A 23,018-nucleotide genomic window follows, 5' to 3' on the forward strand; every position below is an offset into this window, starting at 1 on the left:
GATAATGATTATCAGCATATAGATAATGATAATCATTATCGGTTAATGGAGGAAATTATGGACATTAATAGCAGAGAATTTTGGATGATTGTTCATCTTGTGTTGGGTGCAGTCTTTATTCACTCATTTGTAGGAGGCATTAACGGACTGATTTCTAAAAAAGAAAAAAAAACATGGTTTAACTTCTTATCAGGTACTTGGTTAATGGCTATTACTTCTTGGTTAACATGTATTATCGGTACTTTTGTTGTGTACATCTGGTACCGTGCACAGCCACCCGAAGGAGTATCCAATTTAGAAGCTTACCCAAGAACTTATTTATTAGAAACAAAAGGATTGGAATATTGGCATGAATTCGGAATGGAGTGGAAAGAGCATATCGGTTGGTTATCCCCTATTCTCGCCACAGCTGTAGCCTTTATCGTAATTAAATACGGTTCAAGACTTATTCAGGAAAGAAAATTGAAAAAAATTCTATCAGTCATTTATATCATTGCCTTTTCGACGGCATTAATTGCTGGGGCATTGGGAGCATTAATCAACAAGGTTGCTCCAAATACATTTTTAGATTTGTAAAAAGAGGAAAGCGGGAGAATGGATAATGAAACATAAAACAGAAACTTCGACTGATTCGCTATTACAAGATGGCGTTGTTCTTTCTACCATATTAGCAAGCGGGATTGGATGTGCCATTTTTGGATTATTTGTTACCTTGTCTGAGTCAAATGCCAGTGTGAAACAAGCTTTAACCATCATGAACTCTGTAGGTCCACTTAGTGGAAAAGTCGTTTTTTCATTTTCACTTTGGATTGTTGTTTGGGTCATATTACATATCAACATGAAAAACAAACAATTGAATCATCAGAAGATATATAAACTCAGTTTTTTCTTTATACTATTAGGATTGCTAGGAACTTTTCCTCCTTTTTATCAAGCGGTTGCTGAACTCTTCACTCAATAGAATACGGGGTGTGTGTAGCAACGGAGAAATATTACGCAATAAGCATTAGCGGACATCATTTTTGAGGGTTATCATGAATATTAGTGGACATTAAAGGTGTATTTTCATTGAATTTATGTCCGCTAATAACACTTAGTGGACATCGAGAATTAAAAATCTGCACGATTTAACTTATCAGTTTGTTTCTAATTGCTGTAAAAAGCAGATTTTTAGGGTCAAAAAACACATTTTAGGATGTTTTTCATGTCCGCTAATTCTTATTGCGACATTTGGTTCTATTACCACACAGACCCCTACCATACTTATGCAAATATGTAGAAAAAGAAATATGCTTTTCTTATTCCGCAATCGGGCGCGATTGTGGAGCAACACAGGTAGAAAATGATCAAACTTTTTTATAAAACCGAAACTTAAATCTGCTAGATAAGAATCCATTTTGATCAATCTTTTTTCAAAATGGATTCTTCTTATTTACCATAAAATAAGGGTTTGTGAGGTGTTTTTGATCAAACTTTATTTCAAAGCAACAGGTGACTGTTCCGAAAACCGCAATTTTTCTTGAACTAGTTAAATGTAGAAGGCTGGCTCCGTGATTATTAAATCTTGGAGCCAGCCTCATAGGTACGGAGGTTTATAAAAGACCTAGAATCATTTTACTAAAAGGAAGAAGCACTTATTTTCTAGAACTTGTTATCAATCTTCTCGATATCTCTTCTTGTAATAAATCAATAAAGTTTGAGTCTACCTCCGATATTAATGATTTAGCATAAGTCTCAAGTAAAAATTCGTCACTTATCTTTTGAATCATAATAATTCCACCTTATTCTTTTGATACAATATTTCGGAATATTGGAAAAATAAATAACTTAATCCATATTCACCCAGACACTCTTCACTTCTGTATAGTTTTCTAATGCATAGCTTCCCATTTCACGACCGATACCTGATTGCTTATATCCTCCGAATGGACTTGCTGCATCAAATGCATTGTAGCAATTCACCCAAACGGTACCTGCTTTAATACGGTGTGCGATATAATGGGCTTTCTTAATATCCTGAGTCCAAACACCAGCTGCTAAACCGTAATCAGAGTCGTTTGCTTTTTCAACAAGATCATTTAAATCATCAAATGGCATTGCTGCAACCACTGGACCAAAAATTTCTTCTTTGGCAATTGTCATCGAATGATTTACATCAGCAAAAATCGTTGGGGAAACGAAATAACCTTGGTCGTATGGAATATTACCTCCTGCTAGCACTTCCGCACCTTCTTCAATTCCTTTATCAATATATCCTTTTACACGTTTTTGTTGTTCAGCTGAGATAAGTGGTCCCATTGTTGTCTCTTCTAATAAACCATTGCCCTGGTTAATACCTTTTGTTAGTGACACTAAATCACTAACCACATTATCGTAAAGTTTCTTTTGAACATATAGACGGCTTCCCGCACAGCACACTTGTCCCTGATTAAACATAATGCCCATTAATGCACCAGGTACAGCTTTTGAAAGATCGGCATCAGGTAAAATGATGTTCGGCGATTTTCCGCCAAGTTCCAGTGTTACACGTTTTAAAGATTCACTTGCTTGTCTCATAATCGCTTTTCCGACAGGTGTTGAACCTGTAAAGGCAATCTTATCAACTAATGGATGATGAACAAGTGGTGAGCCCGCTGTTTGTCCATAGCCAGGTACAACGTTGACAACTCCTTTTGGGAATCCCGCTTCATCCAATAACTTGGCTAAATATAAAGCGGAAAGTGGAGTTTGTTCCGCTGGTTTTAATACAATGGTACAACCAGAAGCAAGTGCGGCACCCAGTTTCCATGCAGCCATTAATAATGGGAAGTTCCAAGGGATAATTTGCCCGACGACTCCTAATGCTTCATGACGTGTATAGTTAAAATAATTGCCTTGGACAGGAATGGTTTGCCCCACGATTTTTGTTGCCCAGCCCGCAAAATAACGAAAATGTTCAATCGCTAATGGAACATCAGCATTCATCGTTTCACGGAGGGGTTTTCCATTATCCAATGTCTCAAGCTGTGCCAACTCTCGTTTATGCTCCTCCATTAAATCCGCCAACTTATAGATAAGACGACTTTTTTCAGCTGTACCCATTTTTGACCATGGTCCATGATCAAATGCTTCTCTTGCAGCTTTTACAGCTAAATCAATATCTTCCGGACCGGCCTCCGCCACTTCTGCAAGCTTTTCACCAGTAGCCGGGTTAACCGATTCAAATGTTTTACCAGAAAGGGAGTCGACCCATTCTCCATTTATATAAAGTTTTTTTATACCATTTAAAAACTTTTCTAATCGCGGGCTTACTTCAATTCCTTTTGTACTTACGCTTTCCATATCATTCACTCCAATTCTATTATAAAAATTACTCGCAAACATAGGAGGTATCTAAGCCTTTCCCCCCTATGTCTTGAAATAAAGGACAAATGAATGTTTAGATCAGTTGCAGTACTTTATCTGCCTTTATGACATTGTCAAAACAACACGTCCATTAATTTTTCCGCTTTCCATTCGGTCAAATACATCGTTAATTCGATCAAGCGATTGAACTTCTATATTTGTACGTACCTTTCCTTGTGCTGCAAATTCAATGGATTCCTGTAAATCTTTTCTTGTCCCAACAATAGAGCCCTTTACCGTTACCCCATTTAACACCGTATCAAAAATAGGAATAGGCAATTCAGCATTCGGAAGACCCACAACTACTAATGTACCGCCTCTTTTTACTGAACCATATGCCTGTTCAAACGCTTTTTTCGTTACGGCAACACTTACAGCGGATTGCACACCGCCTACTTTTTCTTTAATTTCCTGTACAGGATCTACTTCTAAACCGTTTATCGTGAGGTCCGCTCCTAATTCTTTTGCTAATTCAAGTTTGTCATCTTGAATATCTACAGCAATAACATTGAATCCCATTGCTTTGGCATACTGAAGCGCAACATGTCCTAGACCACCGATTCCATAAATGGCTACCCAATCTCCAGGCTTGGCATCTGATACTTTTAATGCTTTATAGGTAGTCACTCCTGCACAAAAAATGGGAGATACTTCAGCAAAATCGAGATTTTCCGGAATTTTTACCACGTAATTAGCAGGAGCTTTACAATATTCTGCATATCCCCCATCCACTGAGTAGCCTGCATTCAATTGGTCTGGACACAACGTTTCGCGGCCTGTTAAACAGTATTCGCATTCGCCGCAAGCTGAATAAAGCCATGGGACCCCAACGCGGTCTCCTACTTTTATGGAAGTAACCCCTTCTCCGATTTCTTCAACAATTCCAACCCCTTCATGACCTGGAATAAGTGGAAGTTTAGGCTTTACCGGCCAGTCCCCATGAGCGGCATGCAAGTCAGTATGACAAACACCGCAAGCTTTTATTTTGACAAGTATTTCACCATACTCCAACTCAGGAACTGGGACGTCCTTAATTTCTAGTTGTTGTTTAAACTCATTCACCACTGCTGCTTTCATCATTCTCTTTTTATTATTTTGTGTACACATGTAAAATCTCTCCTATTCCCTTCAATTTTTGATATTCACTATTATTTAAATGCAATAACCGTGCCAACATATAAAGCGCTTACATTTCAAGTGTTCTGTTTCTAAAATCTCTCTTAGTGCCGAAGAATCGGCCCAATTAAACCGTAAATACGGCAAAAATATGACGATTTATCGTTATTTTTAATTGAAATAGATGATTATGGACATTAACGGATACTCATGCTCTAAAAAAGGGAATAATAAGCTTGAAAACTAAGATTTATTAATTGATTCGTAGTTTTTTGAGTAGTTTACAGTTGTTTTTGCTAGTTTACTATTATTACGAACATATTTTATTAAGTTTATATAAAATGTTCGTGTTTTGTTTGATTTTTCCTCGGTAAATTGATAAACTGTGTGATGGGATAAATAAAATAATAACTAGTAGTAAATATTCGGAGGTGCCTTACATGTCATCAGTAGTAGTTGTTGGTACACAATGGGGAGACGAAGGAAAAGGGAAAATTACCGATTTCCTTTCTGAAAATGCAGAAGTAATTGCTCGTTATCAAGGAGGCAACAATGCCGGGCACACAATCCAGTTTAATGGGGAAACTTATAAATTACACTTAATTCCATCCGGGATTTTTTCCAAGGAAAAAGTCAGCGTAATTGGTAACGGGATGGTTGTCGATCCGAAAGCCCTTGTGACTGAACTTGCTTACCTGCATGAAAGAGGGATTGCAACCGATAATCTTCGCATCAGTAACCGTGCGCATGTGATTCTTCCTTACCATATTAAATTGGATGAAGTGGAAGAGGCCAGCAAAGGCGCTAATAAAATTGGGACAACAAAAAAAGGAATTGGCCCTGCTTATATGGATAAAGCAGCACGTGTGGGAATTCGGATTGCCGATTTGCTCGACCGTGAAGTTTTTGAAGAAAAGCTTGAAAGAAACCTTGCGGAAAAGAACCGCTTATTTGAAAAAATTTATGAAACAGAAGGATTCACAAAAGAAGAAATTCTTGATGAATATTATGAATATGGTCAACAGTTTAAACAATATGTTTGCGATACGTCTGTTGTGTTAAATGATGCATTGGATGAAGGCCGCCGTGTTCTTTTTGAAGGGGCACAAGGTGTTATGCTTGATATCGACCAAGGAACATATCCATTTGTTACCTCTTCGAACCCTGTTGCAGGAGGAGTAACGATTGGTTCCGGCGTGGGTCCGTCTAAAATTACTCATGTTGTTGGAGTATGTAAGGCATATACTTCTCGTGTTGGGGATGGTCCATTCCCAACTGAATTATTTGATGAAATTGGTAACCAAATCCGTGAAGTCGGTCGTGAATATGGTACGACAACAGGCCGTCCACGCCGCGTGGGCTGGTTTGATAGTGTTGTTGTCCGCCACGCTCGCCGTGTCAGCGGTTTAACTGACTTGTCTCTTAACTCTATCGACGTGTTAACCGGCATTGAAACATTAAAAATTTGTACGGCTTATCGTTATAAAGATGAATTAATTACAGAATATCCTGCAAGCTTAAAGGTGTTAGCACAATGTGAACCTGTATATGAAGAATTACCAGGCTGGACAGAGGATATCACAGGCTGCAAATCATTAGATGAGCTGCCTGCCAATGCCCGCCACTATGTTGAACGTGTAACACAGCTGACTGGAATTCCTTTATCTACTTTCTCTGTGGGTCCGGATCGTAATCAAACAAATATTGTCCGCAGCCCTTGGAGACAAATTTAAATTGATTGTGAAAAGTCCTCCTTTTTGGGGGGCTTTTCAATTTTGTGGGGTTGAAATTGTCGCCAATGGGGTTAATAGGAGACAATTTTCTTTGAGTTTGGAGTGAAATTGTCGCCAATGGTGCTTATAGGAGACAATTTTCTCTGGTTAGGGTTGAAATTGTCGCCAATGGTGCTTATAGGAGACAATTTTCTCTGGTTTAGGGTTGAAATTGTCGCCAATGAGGCTTATAGGAGACACTTTTCTCTGGTTTAGGGTTGAAATTGTCGCTAATGGTGCTTATAGGAGACACTTTTCTCTGGTTTAGGGTTGAAATTGTCGCCAATGGTGCTTATAGGAGACACTTTTCTCTGGTTTAGGGTTGAAATTGTCGTCAATGGTGCTTATAGGAGACACTTTTCTCTGGTTTAGGGTTGAAATTGTCGCCAATGGTGCTTATAGGAGACACTTTTCTCTGGTTAAGGGTTGAAATTGTCGCCAATGGTGCTTATAGGAGACACTATTCTTTGATTTTGGAATGAAATTGTCGCCAATCAAACTTTAAAGGGAATTTTCTAGTTCAGAACTGTGTGCTTAAAAGGTTATTTATCAGAGCAAGATTTAAGAAAAGTTTTTTTGAAAAAAAGTATTGCATCTTTTATACTATCCATGATATTATAAAAAGCGTCGTCACGAAAGATAACTATGACGATCTAAGTTTTGAGCCATTAGCTCAGTTGGTAGAGCAGGTTGCTTACATCATTGAATAGGCTTCTGCGGCAATCTGCGAGAAAGAACGAAAGTTCTTTTGAGCATCTGACTTAAACTAGTATTTGTTTAGGGGACAAGCCCTAATACGAGCCATTAGCTCAGTTGGTAGAGCATCTGACTTTTAATCAGAGGGTCGAAGGTTCGAGTCCTTCATGGCTCACCAAAGTTTTTTACGTAGTAAAATAACTTTCCATATGTTGGCCCCTTGGTCAAGCGGTTAAGACACCGCCCTTTCACGGCGGTAACACGGGTTCGAATCCCGTAGGGGTCATGGCGTTTAGCGGTCAGTAAGTAACTGGCAAGGACGGTTTCCTTGCTGACTGCTATATTTAATATTTGGTCCGGTAGTTCAGTTGGTTAGAATGCCTGCCTGTCACGCAGGAGGTCGCGGGTTCGAGTCCCGTCCGGACCGCCACTATACATAAGTTAGGACACAATTTCAAATTATGGCTCAGTAGCTCAGTCGGTAGAGCAAAGGACTGAAAATCCTTGTGTCGGCGGTTCGATTCCGTCCTGAGCCATCCTAAGAAGAAGCTTACATCGGTTAGCTTCTTTCTTATTTAAGAGATAAATGTAAAAAGCCTCTAGGACACTAGAGGCTTTTTCCTTTTTGGCAATATTCAGTAGCATGTAGCAAATACTACTAATAGATGATTTAAAACGGATTTAATGATAAAGTAAAATAGAGTATATATGACTTTAATTTAGATTTAATATAAAGGAGCAATGGGTATGGAGAAAAAAATTCTAGTCGTGGATGATGAAAAGCCGATTGCGGATATTCTACAATTCAACTTAAAAAAGGAAGGCTACAATGTTTATTGTGCCTATGATGGTAATGAAGCAATTAAAATGGTCGAGGAAATCCAGCCGGATTTAATTCTTCTTGATATTATGATCCCTTTAATGGACGGAATGGAAGTCTGCCGGGAGGTCCGCAAAAAATATGAAATGCCAATTATCATGCTGACAGCTAAGGACTCAGAGATTGATAAGGTACTCGGGCTAGAGCTTGGTGCTGATGACTATGTGACAAAACCTTTTAGCACAAGAGAACTAATTGCCCGCGTAAAGGCCAATTTACGCCGTCATCAGCAGTTTAACGCACCGACGGAAGAAGAATCGGAAACAAATGAAATTGAAATTGGTTCGCTAGTGATTCACCCTGATGCCTATGTTGTTTCGAAGCGCGGGGAAACCATTGAACTGACGCATCGTGAATTTGAACTGCTCTATTATTTGGCCCAACATATTGGTCAGGTAATGACAAGAGAACATTTATTACAAACCGTTTGGGGCTACGATTATTATGGTGATGTCCGTACTGTAGATGTAACCGTCCGGCGCCTGCGGGAAAAAATTGAGGATAGCCCAAGCCATCCAACTTGGATTGTGACGCGAAGAGGAGTTGGATATTATTTGCGCAATCCTGAACAGGAGTAATCGCCTTCATGAGAAAGGTTAGTTTCTTTCGATCGATAAATGTTAAGTTTGTTATCATCTATGTCCTGTTGATTTTAGTTGCGATGCAAATTATCGGGGTTTATTTTGTAAAACAATTAGAAGAAACACTTAGGACCAACTTCCAAACTTCTTTAACAGAGCGTGTCAATTTACTTGCTTATAATATTGTTGAAGAAATGGAAAAGGAACGGACACCTGAAGATCTAACACTTGAAGAAGATATAAAAAAAATCCTTGGGGACTTCTCAGCGGGGGATATATCAGAGGTGCGTGTCATTGATGGACGGTCGATGAAAATCCTAGGGACCTCTAATTCCAATAATCAAGGGATTGTTGGCCAGCGTTCGACAGACTTGCAAGTAAAACGGGCGCTTACTTTAGAAGAGGACCAAAGCAGTATTTTTATTGATCGAAAATCAGGACACAGGATTTGGGTTCTTTCAAAGCCGATTAAATCGGGGAAAAAAGTTATTGGAGCTATTTATCTTGTAGCAAAAATTGAGAATGTCTTTAAGCAAATGAAGACAATCAATGGCATTTTTGCAACGGGGACTGGTATTGCCTTAGCGATTACCGCTGTTTTAGGCATTTTACTCGCTCAGACCATCACACGGCCAATTACAGATTTGAAAAAGCAGGCAATAGCCATGACAAAAGGGAATTTCTCACGAAAGGTTAAAGTGTACGGAAATGATGAAATCGGTACATTAGCTATGACCTTTAATAATTTAACAAAAAAACTCCAGGAAGCACAGGCAATGACGGAAGGTGAACGGCGGAAGCTTTCCACCGTTTTATCGTATATGACGGATGGAGTAATCGCGACAGACCGAAAAGGTCGGGTGATTTTAATCAATGATCCTGCAGCTGAAATGCTGGATGTTTCACGTGAAACAGTCCTTTCTCAGCCGATTGTATCTCTTTTAGGCTTAAGCGACACGAATACATTTGAAGACCTGCTTGAGGAAAAGGATTCATTAATCCTGGATTACAGTACGAAAACAAAACCTTATATTCTTCGGGCAAACTTTTCGGTGATTCAAAAAGAGACAGGCTTTGTAAATGGTTTAATTGCGGTGCTGCATGATATCACGGAACAAGAAAAAATTGATACTGAACGAAGAGAATTTGTGGCGAACGTGTCTCATGAATTAAGAACTCCGCTCACAACGATGCGAAGCTATCTGGAGGCTTTGGCAGATGGGGCATGGAGAGATGAGGAAATTGCCCCAAATTTCTTAGAGGTTACACGAACAGAAACAGAAAGAATGATTCGGCTCGTCAATGATCTTCTCACGTTATCGAAAATGGATAGTACGGATTATAAGATTTCCCCTGAGTGGGTGAATTTTGTGAATTTCTTCCACGGTATCATTGATCGTTTTGAAATGGCGAAGGAACAAAATGTCACCTTTAAAAGAAAGCTGCCGTCCAATCCAATCTTCGTTGAAATTGATGAGGATAAATTAACACAAGTACTCTATAACATTATTTCCAATGCTTTAAAATATTCGCCTGAAGGCGGACAAGTCACGTTTTCCATCCAGGAAGCGGAAGATAGAATTATTATCAGTATATCTGACCAAGGGATGGGAATTCCGAAAGAAAATATCGGGAGGATTTTTGACCGTTTTTATCGTGTTGATAAAGCAAGAACCCGAAAGTTGGGCGGTACAGGACTGGGCCTTGCCATTGCGAAGGAAATTATTGGTGCACATGGCGGTGCGATTTGGGCAACCAGTCAGGAGGGTAAAGGGACGGTTATTTCTTTTTCCCTGCCATACGAGGGGTCTGAAGAGGATGAATGGTCATGAGATACGAAAATATAAAGTCTGTTATTTTAACAATCTTAGTCATAGTTAGTATTGTGTTAACTTGGAATTTATGGACCTATCAGCCGGATTATGAAACGATGAAAAACGGTAATACCGTTGCTGAAGTATCGTTAAGTGAGAAGCAGGAAGTTCAAAAAATCCTAAGACCTGATCAAATTTTATATCATATCAGCAGTCATCATTATGGAACTTCTAATACAGATGAACTTGAGAAAATCATGAAGCAGTTAAGTCAGTGGACCTTTTTAGATGTTGAAAATTACACCGAAAAAGCAGGAAATTTAAATAATCTAGTCCATGGAAATGGTAAGGCGGAAATTATTTTTCCTGGGGAGATTCCGATTGCGATGTACCGAAGTGTTCTTAATTTTGAAGAGCGTAAAATCCCCTCCTTTAACTTTGACAGAATCGTAATGAATGTAGAAAATTCCAGCAAGGATTTCGGAACGGTTTACTTTGTTTCTTCGGAACATCAACAAGTGTTTATCAGCCATATTTCAGCTGCGCTATTAAAGGGGTTTGAGAAGGACTTTTATAAAAAAGCGGTGAATTTACCCAGGTATTTTGCCTATAAGCCTACATCCAAACGGACGATTTTTCTGCCTGAAGGTGAAACAGAAATGATGGAGTATCGATATTTACCGAAAACTCTTGATTCCAATGAATTTAAAGAGGCATTATTTACCGACCCAAGCTTTGTGCAAAAAAGCATGCTTCCACACGGTGAAGAATACACGAATGATTCAAGTAAAATGAATGTCTATTATGACAGCAATATGCTTGTTTATGTAAATCCGACGGTAGAAAGTGAGTATACGTCCAATTCCTATGATTTAGTAAAAAAGAGTATTGATTTTGTGAATGAACATGGCGGCTGGACCGACCCCTATCGTTATGTTTCGAAGGATGATTATAACCAAGCGGTTGTTTTTCGGTTATACAGCATGGACGGCTATCCTGTTCATAATGACCAAGGGGCTTCAGAAATAAAGGAAGTTTGGGGAAAAAATGAACTTATGAAATACATTAGACCCAATATCTCCCTGGATTTGCCGCTTCGTTCTGAAACTAAAAAAATGATTCTTCCCTCAGGACGGAAAGCAATAAAATTTTTAGAAGACCGAAAGAATTTTAATCCGGATTTATTGAAAAAGATTGAACTAGGATACCGGATGGAACGAGATTCACAGGAAAACAAAATAATCCTCTTAGAACCTGCCTGGTTTTATCAATATGATGATACTTGGGTGCAGATAACGATGGACCAGGGAGGATTTAAGCATGGATTGGAGTAAAATTAAAACCATTTTTATTGTAACGTTCCTAATCTTGGATGTGTATCTGCTCTTTCAATTCTTGAAAATCCGCGATGCAAACAAGTATGAATTAATTTCAGAAGCATCCTTTGAGGAAAAACTGAAAGCGGATGAAATCAAATATGGAGATCTCCCGAAAGCACCCATTAAGGCACAATATTACAGTGCGAAGCCAAAGAAATTCAAGAAGAGTGACTTAAACCGCTTAGAAGGGGAAGCCGCAGTCCTAAAGGATGAGACAACCATACAGGCGAAACTGGAAAATCCATTACAGTTAAGCACAAAATTTGAACCAGCTCAACTGGCTGATTTTTTAAAAAGCGATGTTCTTTACGGGGACCAGTATCAATTTTGGGAAGAGAATGATAAACAAAAAACAATCACGTATTTCCAACAATATGATAGTTACCTTTTATATCATAATATTAATGGAATGATTACGTTTCATTTCAATAAAGCCAATCAAATTGTCTCCTACGAGCAGACCTATTTGGAGGGAATTGAAAAACTTACGGCAAAAGAGGAAATCCTCCCTCCTTTAAAGGCAATTGAAACCCTGCATCAAAAAGGGGTCCTTAAACCAAAGAGTACGATTACAAAGGTTGAACTGGGATATTCCACCTTAATACAGCTTGCAGCCTCTCAAGTGCTGGCACCGACATGGCGTTTTGTTGTCGATGATAAAGAGAGCCTGTTTGTAAATGCATTTGAAGGACAGATTATTCAATTTAACAGCGACGAAAAAAGTGTAGTGGAGTGAAATAGAATGTCATTGCGTTATAGCATATTAGCGAGCGGAAGTACGGGGAATGCACTTTATGTTGAGTCCGATGAACATTCCTTTTTGGTAGATGCCGGGTTTAGCGGAAAACAGATGGAAAGCCTATTTGGGCAAATTGACCGGGACATAAGTAAGCTATCGGGGATTTTTGTTACCCATGAGCACAGCGACCATATCAAGGGTGTCGGTGTACTCGCACGTAAATATAAGCTCCCTGTTTACGCAAATGAAAAAACCTGGCGGGCAATGGACGGTTTAGTGGGAGAGATTCCGACTGAGCAAAAATTTATTTTTAACATGGAAATGGTAAAAAGTTTTGGGGGCGTTGAAATCGAATCCTTTGGCGTTTCCCATGATGCGGCAGAACCGATGTTTTATGTTTTTCACCATTCCGATAAAAAGCTTGTTTTGATCACCGATACCGGCTATGTCAGTGATCGGATGAAGGGAATTATCACGAATGCTGATGCTTATATTTTTGAATCAAACCATGATGTGCAAATGCTGCGGATGGGGCGATATCCTTGGAATATTAAGCGGAGAATATTAAGTGATGTCGGCCATGTTTCCAATGAGGATGCGGCGGTGGCAATGAGCGAAGTGATTGGTGATAAAACGCGCAGGGTCTATCTCGCCCATTTAAGCCTCGATAATAATATGAAAGATTTAGCGCGGATGTCCGTGTCGCAAACATTGCAAAGCTGCGGTTTGGTTGTCGGGGAGCAATTTGATCTCTATGATACCGACCCGAAAACCCCCACCGTTTTGACAGCTGTATAATATATTTTTTATAAAAAGAGCGAGAATCAAGCATCTCGCTCTTTTTGTGTAAAAATAAAGTCTGAATGGTGTCTAACTAGGGAAGAATCCTGTAAAAAATTGCATTTTTTTATAAATTATCCTTTAGGTGAGTATAATTGTACATATAAGCCAAAATAAACGATAGCAGCTTTTCGAAAGAGAGGGAATCGGTAAATGGGTTATTATGATGATGATTCAAATGGACGTTATCGAGAAAAAAGAAGGAGAGGCGGTTTTTTCTTTTCCAGTTTGGTTGGAGCTATTATTGGGGCTGTATTGGTGGTTATGTTCATTCCTAGTTTAGCAAACTCAGGCGTTCTCCCCTATGATATTCAACCTAAAAATCGGGTTTCAACAGAAACTGGCACGAACAACCAACAAGGTTTTGTACAGCAAAATGTGTCCTATAATGTGACGACCAATACGACCAAAGCTGTTGATATAGCTGGCCCGGCAGTTGTGGGAATTACCAATATCCAATCGACCCAATTTTGGTCTGACAACGGGAAAAGATCAGAAGAAGCAGCTGGAACGGGTTCCGGTGTCATTTATAAAAAAGTTGGCGATAGGGCTTTTGTCGTCACGAATCACCACGTGGTGGAAGGGGCTACAAAACTCGAGGTGAGTCTCACCGATGGGACAAAAATCCCTGCAGACCTTCTGGGCAGTGATATTTGGACAGATTTAGCCGTTCTTGAAATTGATGCCAGCCATATTAAAAAAATTGCACAATTCGGGAATTCAGATGAATTAAAAATGGGCGAACCGGTCATTGCCATTGGGAATCCGCTTGGGCCTACCTTCTCCGGTTCTGTGACACAGGGAATTGTTTCAGGATTAAAACGGACAATCCCAGTCGATATCAATCAGGATGGGGTGATTGATTGGCAGGCGGAGGTTTTACAAACAGATGCCGCCATCAACCCTGGGAATAGCGGCGGTGCCTTAGTGAATATTGGCGGCCAGGTGGTTGGAATCAATTCGATGAAAATCTCCCAAGAGGCGGTTGAAGGAATTGGGTTATCGATTCCGATTAACTCCGCAATACCCATTATTAATGACTTGGAGCAATACGGAAGTGTAAAGCGGCCATATATGGGGGTTGATTTAAAATCGGTTGCTGAAATTCCTGCTTACTATCAAGAAGAAGCTCTTAAATTGCCGCGCGATGTAAACTATGGTGTGGCATTACGTGAGATCGTACCAAATTCACCAGCGGATCAAGCAGGCTTAAAGGAACTGGATGTTATTGTAGAAATGGACGGTAAAAAAATAAATGATGTCCTTGACTTAAGGAAGCACCTGTATCAAAATAAGAAAATCGGCGAGCAAATGAAGATTAAGTTTTACCGTAACGGGAAATTAAAAGAAACAACGTTAAAATTGACGAGTGATAAAATACATTAAATTAATGAGGCAGGAGGTGAATGACCACCCTCCTGCTTTGTTTTGTGGTAACATGTATGAGGTTCAGTATGACTGATTAGTTTAAAGTAAAAAATAAGGGAAGAGAAAATATTTTTGAAGGGTGAAGGTAAGGATGATTTATTGCTGCGAGGAACATGTGGATATTGCATTGGATACGGTTGTATATGAGCATGAGACATTTCCGTTATTAACAAAAATAGATGTGGATAATTTATCAACAAGCTGTGAATATTGTCAAAACAGCGCTGTATATATTGTGGCGAACAAGTGATTCCATACAAGATGTGGATAAAAAATGTGTATATGTGGATAACTCCTGTGGATATCTTGTTTGTAAGCTGTTTGTAATCAATTTGAAAAGGGCTGTGGATTGTGAATATCTCGATTGTGACGGTTGGCAAATTAAAAGAGAAATATTTAAAACAAGGAATTGATGAGTATTTAAAGCGATTGTCCGCTTATGCGAAGGTGGAAGTGATTGAGGTTGCTGATGAAAAGGCACCGGAGGAATTAAGTGAATCGGAAATGCTTCAGGTCAAGCAAAAAGAAGGCGAACGGATTTTGGCCAAAATCAGTCAGGATGCCCATATGATTGCCTTGGCAATCAACGGAAAAATGCAATCATCGGAGGAACTGGCGGATACTTTAGATAAGTTAGCTACATACGGAAAAAGCAAAATTGCTTTTGTGATCGGTGGTTCGTTAGGGCTAAGCGACGAGGTATTACGGAGGTCGAATGAACAATTGTCCTTTTCGAGGATGACTTTTCCGCATCAGTTGATGAGGTTGATTTTGGTGGAGCAGATTTACCGGGCTTATCGGATTAATCGAGGTGAACCGTATCATAAGTAAATGAGGTTTTTGCGAAAAAGTAACAGCACCCTCTAACTTAATGGAGAGGTGCTGTTTGGTTATTTTAATGCTTAGATGAACACTTGTTGCATGAATAGTTGTTTTTGCTCTTGCGATGAATTTAATTTTTTTGTTCAATCAGAATTTCCTTCGAAAACTATAGTATAGTAAACGCGGTGAATTCTATCTTAGAAGAGTAACATCATGAAGGATTCCATTACTTCCTAGTTTAAATCAAGGTTCCCTTGCCAGAAGATATTTTAATGACCTTTAAAAATAATGGCCATCTTTCCAAATAATGATGTTGTCTTCTTTTATACTACGCTGTACATCGATAATTCGTTGATTTGCTGATCCGCGAAACAAGAGGTTTAAATCTTTTTTTGAAAGATCAAATCGGCCATCAATGATCACATCAATATACGATAGTATACCTTTCTTTTCTTCAAGCACCTCTTCAAACCGATAGCCGGTATAAACCCATATGTTTTTATTTGTCCGTTGCTTAATCGCTTTAACGAGTTTTAATGTATCTTCATACTGACATGTAAGGCTGTCTCCCCCGCTAATCGTCACATCCGCAAGAGAATTCTCTTCTATGATTTCTATCAGCTTTTCGATATCATAATCCTGCCCGTTACTAGCATTCCAAGAGGATGGATTTTGACATCCGGTGCAATAGTGAGTGCAACCTGATACATAAATAGTTGTCCGTATGCCAGCACCATTATCTGTACAGTCGGTATCAATGTTCATGACCTTCATGATTGTTTCCCATGTTTAACGCGATTTTGTTCTTCAGAAGCCTTCGAGCTATTCCATTTATCAAGGCTCCCTACTAAGTATCCCGTGATCCTTCTGATTCGTTCAATCGTATGTTCGACGTCATTTCTACACTTTGGACATTCGTTGTAAATGACACCTGAGTACCCACATGCAGTACATCTGTCCACAGGAACATTAAAGCTACCGTAACCAATGCCACTCTCTTTCATGGCAGTAACATAAGTCTCTAATGCATCAATATTTTTCGAAGCATCCTCTGCTAACTCTATATAGGTAATGTGGCCAGCATTAGTTAAAGCATGATACGGAGATTCCTTCTTAATCTTATTAATAGCATTAATATTGAATTCAACAGGAATATGATTACTGTTTGTGAACCAGTCTTTATCGGTTACCCCTTTAATGACACCATGTTTTTTACGAGCAATTTGAAGAGCTTTTCCTGCATAGGATTCAGCAGGAGTCGCTAACAAAGTATAGTTTAAGCCTGCCTTTTCAGTTAAAGCGTCCATTTTATTTCTCATGAATGTAACAATCTTTAGACCAAGCTCTTGTGCTTCATCGGTTTCACCATGATGCTTGCCGACTAGAGCAATTAAGGTTTCGGCTAATCCAACATAACCCACAGATAATGTGCCTTGTTTAAGGATCTCTCCCAACTTGTCATTTCTTCCAAGTTGTTCACCACTCCACCAAGTACCTTGACTGTATAAAAATTTAAAATTTGTAGCATTTTTTTCAGATTGATAGACATATCTTTCATATAATTGCTTGCTTGCTAGATCCATATATGTATCTAACTTCTCAAAGAAATCTTCGACACTTGATGATTCAATCGCCAGTAAAGGCAGATTGATCGATGTAAAAGAAAGATTTCCTCTCCCAACAGGAGTTTCTTTTCCATTCACATTTCCGAAAACTCTTGTACGACAGCCCATTGTAGCGATATGTGTTTCAATATCGTCTTTTTTATAGTATTGAAGATTAAATGGGGCATCCACAAAAACATAGTTAGGGAACAATCTTTTGGCGGTTGTCTCTAATGACAATCTGAACAAGTCGTAGTTTACGTCACCTCTCTTCATGTTAATTCCATCTTTCACTTTGAAGATTTGAATAGGGAAAATCGGTGTTTCTCCATTTCCTAACCCTTTTTGAGTGGCTAATAGCATGTTTTTAACAACCATTCTTCCCTCTCTTGAAGTGTCTAAACCAAAATTCAATGAGATAAAAGGAACTTGTCCACCGCCTCTACTATGCATGGAATTTGCATTATGTATAAATGCTTCACAGGCTTGATAAACTTCTCTTTCTGTCATCTCCCATGCCTTTGCTTCAATGTCACAATGAGCATTTACGTTTTCGAGTAAAGCTACCATTTTTTGATAAGTTTTCTTTACATAGATAGCTAAATCAAAATCAAAATTAGCAAATGCTTGTCCGCCATGTTGTTGATTTTGATTAGATTGCAAGATGATAGAGGCTAACGCCATAGCACTCATGATACTGTTTGGTTCTCTCATATGGCCATGACCTGTATCAAAACCATCTTTTAATAATTTGCCTAGGGGTATTTGGCAGCAAGTTGTTGTTCCGCTGGCATAAAAATCTAAATCATGGATATGAATATAGCCGTCTAAATAAGCCTGTCTCACATCATCTGAAAGTAAGTTTTCTACACAAAAAAACTTTGCACTTGTTGAAGCAAATAAACCCATCATTCCTAATGGACTTTTTCCATCAACGTTCGCATTTTCTTGAATTAAATCCTGATTACTGCTTCCTACGATTTCTTTAAAACTATTCATTAGTTTCATATTCATAGTGCGTCTCCTCTTTAAATAATATGCGGCTAACAGCCACTAGCTGTGATACGCTTCGAATTCAAATCTTCGAGAGTGTGTTAAATTTTAATGAAGTATATTTCAAACACAAAAAAACCCAAAGAAGTAGATGGGTTTAATAACATGGAATAATCTATAAGAACGGTACTAGTTCTCTGTATCGTGAGAATTCCTTGTTATACCTTCCCAACTCCCGAAGAAGATAATACGAAATAAAAATGGCAGGTCTCCTGACTTATGCTTCTTCCTACTTTAATTCCTTCCCGTCTTATGACAGTGGATATTCATATTTCGTCAGCATATACAGTTGCGGGTACAGTTCTGGATTTTAACCAGATTCCCTATTAAGTCTTATCAGACACCATTATTATTGATTTTTATCGATATATAGTATATTGGGTTCATGTAAAACACTACATATTGTATGTTTTGATTATAATATACAATATTTACTATGGCAACCCTAATATAAGTAATCCGTTACAAATTAATTTAGTATCTCAAATAAATATAATGGAAGGCTTGAGATAAAAGGGGCAACAGGGGTATAGGTTCTTAAAATTACAAATGTATTTTATGGAAGTAACTCAGGCGTTACCAAAGAATTAATGATAAAAAGGCTGCCAGATTAAAAGCTGACGGCCTTTTAAAAGTATGAGTTACACTGGATAGTAAGATAAAATTCTTAATTGCCTTCATCGGGTTTGATAGTCGTTACAATGCAACATATCTTTTATTTCATCAACACTTCGTGTATCGGAAATTTCAAACTGACTGTGGCTGGTCTCTTTGTTAACATAACCACCAACAGCAGTTGAGGAAGCTGCAGACATTTTAGTAACGCCCATACTAATAAGATGGTCACGAAGTTCCGACTGCTCTCTTGTAGAAAGGATAATATCTGCTTCTGGCAAAAACAAACGCATTGCCAGCATGGCTTGAAGTAAATTTTTGTCTGTAACATTTGTTTTTGGCTGAAAATCCCCCAAATGAGGGCGCATTCTTGGAAATCCAATTCCGATTTCCGTTTCTGAATAGTTATTTTTCAAGTAAGCAGCATGAATACCGGTAAAGAACACTTCTTTCCGCCAGTCATCCATTCCTAAGAGCGCACCGATAGTAACCTTGCTCATTCCTGCTTCGCAACCCCGTTCCGGCGTATCCAACCGATATAAATAGTTTCGTTTTGGACCTTTCACATGAATTTGCTTATATATATCTTCGTTGTATACCTCCTGATGAACAGTGAGTCCGGTTATGCCACATTGAATCAATTCCCGGTATTCTTCTGTTTCCAGAGGGTGTATCTCAATTGAAAGGGAGGAAAAATATTTCTTTAAAATCGTGATACTTTCTTTAAGATATTCAATAGAGGCATGTAACCTTGATTCCCCAGTTAAAATAAGCAAGTGTTCAATTCCTGTTTTAGCTAGTGCCTGTGCCTCTGCTTCAATTTCAGACAAGGTAAGTTTTTTTCGAGAAAAATCATTGTTTATGCTGTAACTGCAATACAAGCACTGATTGACGCAGAAATCGGATATGTAGAGAGGGGCAAACAACTGCATTACTTTCCCAAAATGTTGGACAGTTACTTGTTGAGCCTTTTGCCCTATTTCTTCTAAAAATGGCTCTGCTGCAGGCGACAATAACGTTAAAAAATCCAACTCGTTTAACGTTGTTTTATTTATGACGTGCTTTACATCTTCATAAGTTTGTGATGAAAAATAGTCCTCAAAAGGTAAGTCCTTTTCCGCACAATATTTTTTGTAATAGCTCATTGTTCTATCCTCCTTGAAATATAAAAAAGCTTACCCAAAAAAAATAGGTAAGCTGCACTAGAGTGTTTAGCTTCCCTACGTTGGTACTAATCCAAATCAGGTTCAAAGGGTTGGATTGCTCCTCTCAGCCCAATAAGGGCACCCCTAGCTTTCTATCAAATGTTATTTGTTTTTATATATCAAGTTTATCAGAAGAATCTCATAATAAATATGATATTCATCACACAGGACATATATTGAACCTATGCTCAAGATAACTTTGTGTTTAGATGAGATTCGCTGAACCGTACCATAAATAAATGAGGTTTTTTTATTCTTTTGCGTTTCTATCAAAATTCTGGCATTTCTATGATAAATTATTTTTCTGAAAATGCTGAGGGTATTGACAATTCGAAAATTGATTGATAAGTTTATAAAAAAATATTTCTTATCCAGAGAGGTAGAGGGACTGGCCCTATGAAACCTCAGCAACAGGTCTGCTTAAGATACTGTGCTAATTCCAGCGGGTGATAACCCTGATAGATAAGTTCGGTCCGTTTTTATTTGTCAGTAGAGCACTCATTTTTTGAGTGCTTTTTTGTTTTTTCTGGATAGCAGCAAAGGAGAGTAAAAATGGAGAACAAAAATGGGCAAGAATTTCAAAGGAAAATGCAAACGCGTCATATTGTCATGTTATCGCTTGGCGGTGTGATTGGAACTGGATTATTTTTAAGTTCGGGCTATACGATTCAACAGGCGGGTCCGTTTGGTACGATTCTGTCCTATCTGATTGGTGCATTAGTGGTTTATCTAGTTATGCTATGTTTGGGTGAGCTTTCTGTATATATGCCTGAAACCGGTGCATTTCATAGCTTTGCAGCTAAATACATCGGACCAGGAACAGGATATACTGTTGCCTGGTTGTATTGGTTAACGTGGACTGTTGCCTTAGGTTCTGAATTTACTGCTGCGGGAATGCTTATGCAAAGATGGTTTCCCTCAATCAATGTTTGGATCTGGAGTGCTTTTTTTGCTATTTTAATTTTTATATTTAATATATTAACTGTTAAGTTTTTTGCTGAAACTGAATTCTGGTTCTCATCTATAAAGGTAATTGCAATTGTGATCTTTATTATTTTAGGTGTAGCGGCAATGGTAGGCTTTCTTCCAATGTCACATTCAAACTCAGCGCCTTTCTTTTCTAATTTTGTAAAAGCAGGACTGTTTCCTAATGGTGCCTTCGCCATTATCATGACAATGCTTGCGGTTAATTTTGCTTTTTCGGGAACGGAATTAATTGGTATTGCAGCTGGAGAAACGGCGAATCCGCAAAAAACAATCCCGAAGGCAATTAGCACCACTTTATGGAGATTGATTATCTTTTTTGTAGGAACAATCGTAGTGTTAACTGCGATATTGCCAATGAACGATGCAGGAGTATTAGAGAGCCCGTTTGTTGCAGTTCTTGAACGTATTGGGGTGCCTTACTCTGCAGATATAATGAATTTTGTTATCCTAACAGCCATTTTATCTGCTGCAAATTCAGGACTTTATGCTTCCTCGAGAATGCTTTGGTCACTTGCAAATAAGAAAACCATCTCACCCATGTTTGCAAAAATGACAAAACAGGGTGTTCCAATCAATGGAGTTATTTTTAGTATGTTAGGTGGTGCTTTAGCTTTGTTCTCAAGCATTGTTGCACCAGATACTGTGTACATTGTGCTTGTATCCATTTCCGGTCTGGCTGTGGTTGTCGTTTGGATGAGTATTAGTGCCTCACAGTTCCTATTTCGTAGACAATTTTTGAAAGAAGGAAATTCAATAGAGAACTTGGTCTATCGTACGCCACTCTATCCGTTGGTTCCAATTGTATCATTTGTCTTATGTCTTGCATCATGTATTGGAATTGCATTTGATCCTACTCAACGAATAGCCTTATATTGTGGCATTCCATTTATAGTGCTCTGCTACGGCAGCTACTATCTTACACAAAATCTAAAGAAAAGAGGCGCAAATAATGTCCAACAAAATCAACCCAATTGATACTATTTTATCCCAACATTCCATTATGCTTCTTGATGGAGCTTTAGCTACAGAACTGGAGTCACATGGATGTAATTTGGATGATCCTCTATGGTCCGCACGTGTTTTACTTGAAAATCCGGAATTGATTTATCAGGTTCATTTTGATTATTTTCGTGCTGGAGCGGACTGTGCCATCACGGCAAGCTATCAGGCAACAATTGATGGTTTTTCCGCGCGAGGAATAGAAAAGATGAAAGCTTTAGAATTAATTAAGCAAACGGTGTTGCTGGCAAGAAGGGCGAGAGATGATTTTTGGAAGGGAAATACGCAACCTAATCGTCCTAGGCCATTGGTGGCTGCATCTGTTGGACCATATGGAGCTTACCTGGCTGATGGTTCAGAGTATGTAGGAAATTACGGTGTGACAGATGAAAGATTAGTAGAATTCCACCGTTCCAGAATAGCAGCATTGATTGAAGCGGGTGTAGATTTATTAGCATTTGAAACGATACCTTCTTTACAAGAAGCGAAAGTTTTATCTTCCTTATTGCGAGAATTTCCGGAGGCATATGCTTGGCTATCTTTTTCTTTGAAAAATGAAAAAGAAATTAGTGATGGTACAAAACTTGCGGAGTGTGCACAGTTTTTTGAAGGAGATAAACAAATTATTGCAATTGGTTTAAATTGTGTACCAGTAACATATGTTACTAATGCCATCCGGGAGTTGCGTAAGAACACGAAAAAGGCTATTCTTGTATATCCGAATTCCGGGGAAACCTATAATCCAGAAACAAAAACATGGCATGGTCAAGAATTATGTAACAGGTTTGAACTGCAATTTGAAGAATGGTACCAAGCAGGAGCAAGGTTGATTGGAGGATGCTGCAGAACAACACCACATCACATTGAAGAACTTTCTAAAAGGTGGCGGTAGTAAAAGTACCATTAATATTCTCTTTATGATCATTATGGTACTCCATGTTTCCTGCCTTTTAGAGATGAATTTAGAGAAAACCTCATTTAGATGCGTTACGGTGAACCTTACCATAAGTAAATGAGGTTTTGAATTGTTATTTTACCCAAATAATAGGTAAAGAACTAAGCCACGTTGGTGGCGTTATCGATTTTAAATTTTGGATCAGTCCT

At 38.6% G+C, this 23,018-nt stretch carries 19 protein-coding genes, 4 tRNA genes and 3 riboswitches; of the genes, 17 read left to right on the forward strand and 6 right to left on the reverse strand.

Features of this window, described 5'->3' with window-relative positions; all coding sequences use genetic code 11:
* Positions 1-57: 57 nt before the first annotated feature.
* Both J2Y67_RS12115 and J2Y67_RS12120 read left to right on the forward strand, forming a co-directional pair.
* Positions 58-576, forward strand: coding sequence for a hypothetical protein (locus J2Y67_RS12115; protein ID WP_310174312.1), 519 nt, complete (start codon positions 58-60; stop codon positions 574-576).
* Positions 577-601: 25 nt separating this feature from the next.
* Complete coding sequence (locus tag J2Y67_RS12120; RefSeq protein ID WP_310174314.1) at positions 602-961, forward strand: hypothetical protein; 360 nt, start codon at positions 602-604, stop codon at positions 959-961.
* Positions 962-1,634: 673 nt separating this feature from the next.
* Here J2Y67_RS12120 and sda read toward each other — a convergent pair.
* The 3 genes from sda to adhP all read right to left on the reverse strand — a co-directional run bounded on the left by sda (position 1,635) and on the right by adhP (position 4,461).
* Entirely contained in the window at positions 1,635-1,769 is a 135-nt protein-coding gene (sda, locus tag J2Y67_RS27985; RefSeq protein WP_396954072.1) for a sporulation histidine kinase inhibitor Sda, read from the reverse strand.
* A 58-nt stretch (positions 1,770-1,827) separates the two neighbouring features.
* The gene (locus J2Y67_RS12125) at positions 1,828-3,321 is read right to left on the reverse strand and encodes an aldehyde dehydrogenase family protein (RefSeq protein WP_310174316.1); all 1,494 of its coding nucleotides are present in this window, start codon (positions 3,319-3,321) and stop codon (positions 1,828-1,830) included.
* 126 nt (positions 3,322-3,447) lie between these two features.
* Complete coding sequence (gene adhP / locus J2Y67_RS12130) at positions 3,448-4,461, reverse strand: alcohol dehydrogenase AdhP (RefSeq protein WP_310174450.1); 1,014 nt, start codon at positions 4,459-4,461, stop codon at positions 3,448-3,450.
* 479 nt (positions 4,462-4,940) lie between these two features.
* On the opposite strand from adhP, the gene J2Y67_RS12135 reads away from it, so the two are divergent.
* The 13 genes from J2Y67_RS12135 (at position 4,941) to rlmH (ending at position 15,460) form a co-directional block, all read left to right on the forward strand.
* Entirely contained in the window at positions 4,941-6,233 is a 1,293-nt protein-coding gene (locus J2Y67_RS12135) for an adenylosuccinate synthase (protein WP_310174317.1), read from the forward strand.
* Positions 6,234-7,070: 837 nt separating this feature from the next.
* Positions 7,071-7,146, forward strand: a tRNA-Lys gene (locus J2Y67_RS12140).
* A 36-nt stretch (positions 7,147-7,182) separates the two neighbouring features.
* A tRNA-Glu gene (locus J2Y67_RS12145) sits at positions 7,183-7,254 on the forward strand.
* A 67-nt stretch (positions 7,255-7,321) separates the two neighbouring features.
* Positions 7,322-7,398 (forward strand) — tRNA-Asp (locus J2Y67_RS12150).
* A gap of 33 nt (positions 7,399-7,431) precedes the next feature.
* Positions 7,432-7,504 (forward strand) — tRNA-Phe (locus tag J2Y67_RS12155).
* A 211-nt stretch (positions 7,505-7,715) separates the two neighbouring features.
* Positions 7,716-8,426, forward strand: a complete 711-nt coding sequence (gene yycF / locus J2Y67_RS12160) for a response regulator YycF (protein WP_310174319.1) — start codon at positions 7,716-7,718, stop codon at positions 8,424-8,426.
* An 8-nt stretch (positions 8,427-8,434) separates the two neighbouring features.
* The gene (walK, locus tag J2Y67_RS12165) at positions 8,435-10,261 is read left to right on the forward strand and encodes a cell wall metabolism sensor histidine kinase WalK (RefSeq protein ID WP_310174322.1); all 1,827 of its coding nucleotides are present in this window, start codon (positions 8,435-8,437) and stop codon (positions 10,259-10,261) included.
* The gene (locus J2Y67_RS12170; protein ID WP_310174324.1) at positions 10,258-11,577 is read left to right on the forward strand and encodes a YycH family regulatory protein; all 1,320 of its coding nucleotides are present in this window, start codon (positions 10,258-10,260) and stop codon (positions 11,575-11,577) included. The genes walK and J2Y67_RS12170 overlap by 4 nt, the downstream gene beginning before the upstream one ends.
* Complete coding sequence (locus tag J2Y67_RS12175) at positions 11,564-12,358, forward strand: two-component system regulatory protein YycI (protein WP_310174326.1); 795 nt, start codon at positions 11,564-11,566, stop codon at positions 12,356-12,358. Before J2Y67_RS12170 ends, J2Y67_RS12175 begins: the two co-directional genes overlap by 14 nt.
* A 6-nt stretch (positions 12,359-12,364) precedes the next feature.
* Positions 12,365-13,159, forward strand: coding sequence for an MBL fold metallo-hydrolase (locus tag J2Y67_RS12180; RefSeq protein WP_310174327.1), 795 nt, complete (start codon positions 12,365-12,367; stop codon positions 13,157-13,159).
* A gap of 195 nt (positions 13,160-13,354) precedes the next feature.
* The gene (locus J2Y67_RS12185) at positions 13,355-14,587 is read left to right on the forward strand and encodes a S1C family serine protease (RefSeq protein ID WP_310174329.1); all 1,233 of its coding nucleotides are present in this window, start codon (positions 13,355-13,357) and stop codon (positions 14,585-14,587) included.
* Between the two features lie 133 nt (positions 14,588-14,720).
* Entirely contained in the window at positions 14,721-14,879 is a 159-nt protein-coding gene (locus J2Y67_RS12190) for a CxxH/CxxC protein (RefSeq protein ID WP_310174331.1), read from the forward strand.
* Positions 14,880-14,980: 101 nt separating this feature from the next.
* Positions 14,981-15,460 (forward strand): 23S rRNA (pseudouridine(1915)-N(3))-methyltransferase RlmH, encoded by a 480-nt coding sequence (gene rlmH, locus J2Y67_RS12195; RefSeq protein ID WP_310174333.1) that lies wholly within the window; start codon positions 14,981-14,983, stop codon positions 15,458-15,460.
* 270 nt (positions 15,461-15,730) lie between these two features.
* Here the strand turns inward: rlmH and nrdG are convergent, their stop codons facing one another.
* The 3 genes from nrdG to thiH all read right to left on the reverse strand — a co-directional run bounded on the left by nrdG (position 15,731) and on the right by thiH (position 19,868).
* A complete protein-coding gene (nrdG, locus tag J2Y67_RS12200) occupies positions 15,731-16,225 on the reverse strand; it encodes an anaerobic ribonucleoside-triphosphate reductase activating protein (RefSeq protein ID WP_310174335.1) in 495 nt (164 codons plus the stop codon).
* Positions 16,222-18,069 (reverse strand): anaerobic ribonucleoside triphosphate reductase, encoded by a 1,848-nt coding sequence (locus J2Y67_RS12205; protein WP_310174337.1) that lies wholly within the window; start codon positions 18,067-18,069, stop codon positions 16,222-16,224. Before J2Y67_RS12205 ends, nrdG begins: the two co-directional genes overlap by 4 nt.
* Before the next feature lie 224 nt (positions 18,070-18,293).
* A riboswitch (cobalamin riboswitch) is annotated at positions 18,294-18,471 on the reverse strand.
* 314 nt (positions 18,472-18,785) lie between these two features.
* Entirely contained in the window at positions 18,786-19,868 is a 1,083-nt protein-coding gene (gene thiH / locus J2Y67_RS12210) for a 2-iminoacetate synthase ThiH (RefSeq protein ID WP_310174338.1), read from the reverse strand.
* A 55-nt stretch (positions 19,869-19,923) separates the two neighbouring features.
* Positions 19,924-20,024, reverse strand: a riboswitch (TPP riboswitch).
* A 268-nt stretch (positions 20,025-20,292) separates the two neighbouring features.
* Positions 20,293-20,397: riboswitch (SAM riboswitch) on the forward strand.
* 83 nt (positions 20,398-20,480) lie between these two features.
* Between thiH and mmuP the strand changes: the two genes are divergently transcribed.
* Both mmuP and mmuM read left to right on the forward strand, forming a co-directional pair.
* Complete coding sequence (mmuP, locus tag J2Y67_RS12215; protein WP_310174341.1) at positions 20,481-21,890, forward strand: S-methylmethionine permease; 1,410 nt, start codon at positions 20,481-20,483, stop codon at positions 21,888-21,890.
* Positions 21,865-22,806: a homocysteine S-methyltransferase gene (gene mmuM, locus J2Y67_RS12220; RefSeq protein ID WP_310174343.1), complete on the forward strand. Its 942-nt coding sequence runs from the start codon at positions 21,865-21,867 to the stop codon at positions 22,804-22,806. Before mmuP ends, mmuM begins: the two co-directional genes overlap by 26 nt.
* The last annotated feature ends 212 nt before the right edge of the window (positions 22,807-23,018 follow it).

Source organism: Neobacillus niacini (assembly GCF_031456445.1).
Taxonomy (GTDB): Bacteria; Bacillota; Bacilli; order Bacillales; family Cytobacillaceae; genus Neobacillus; species Neobacillus niacini_I.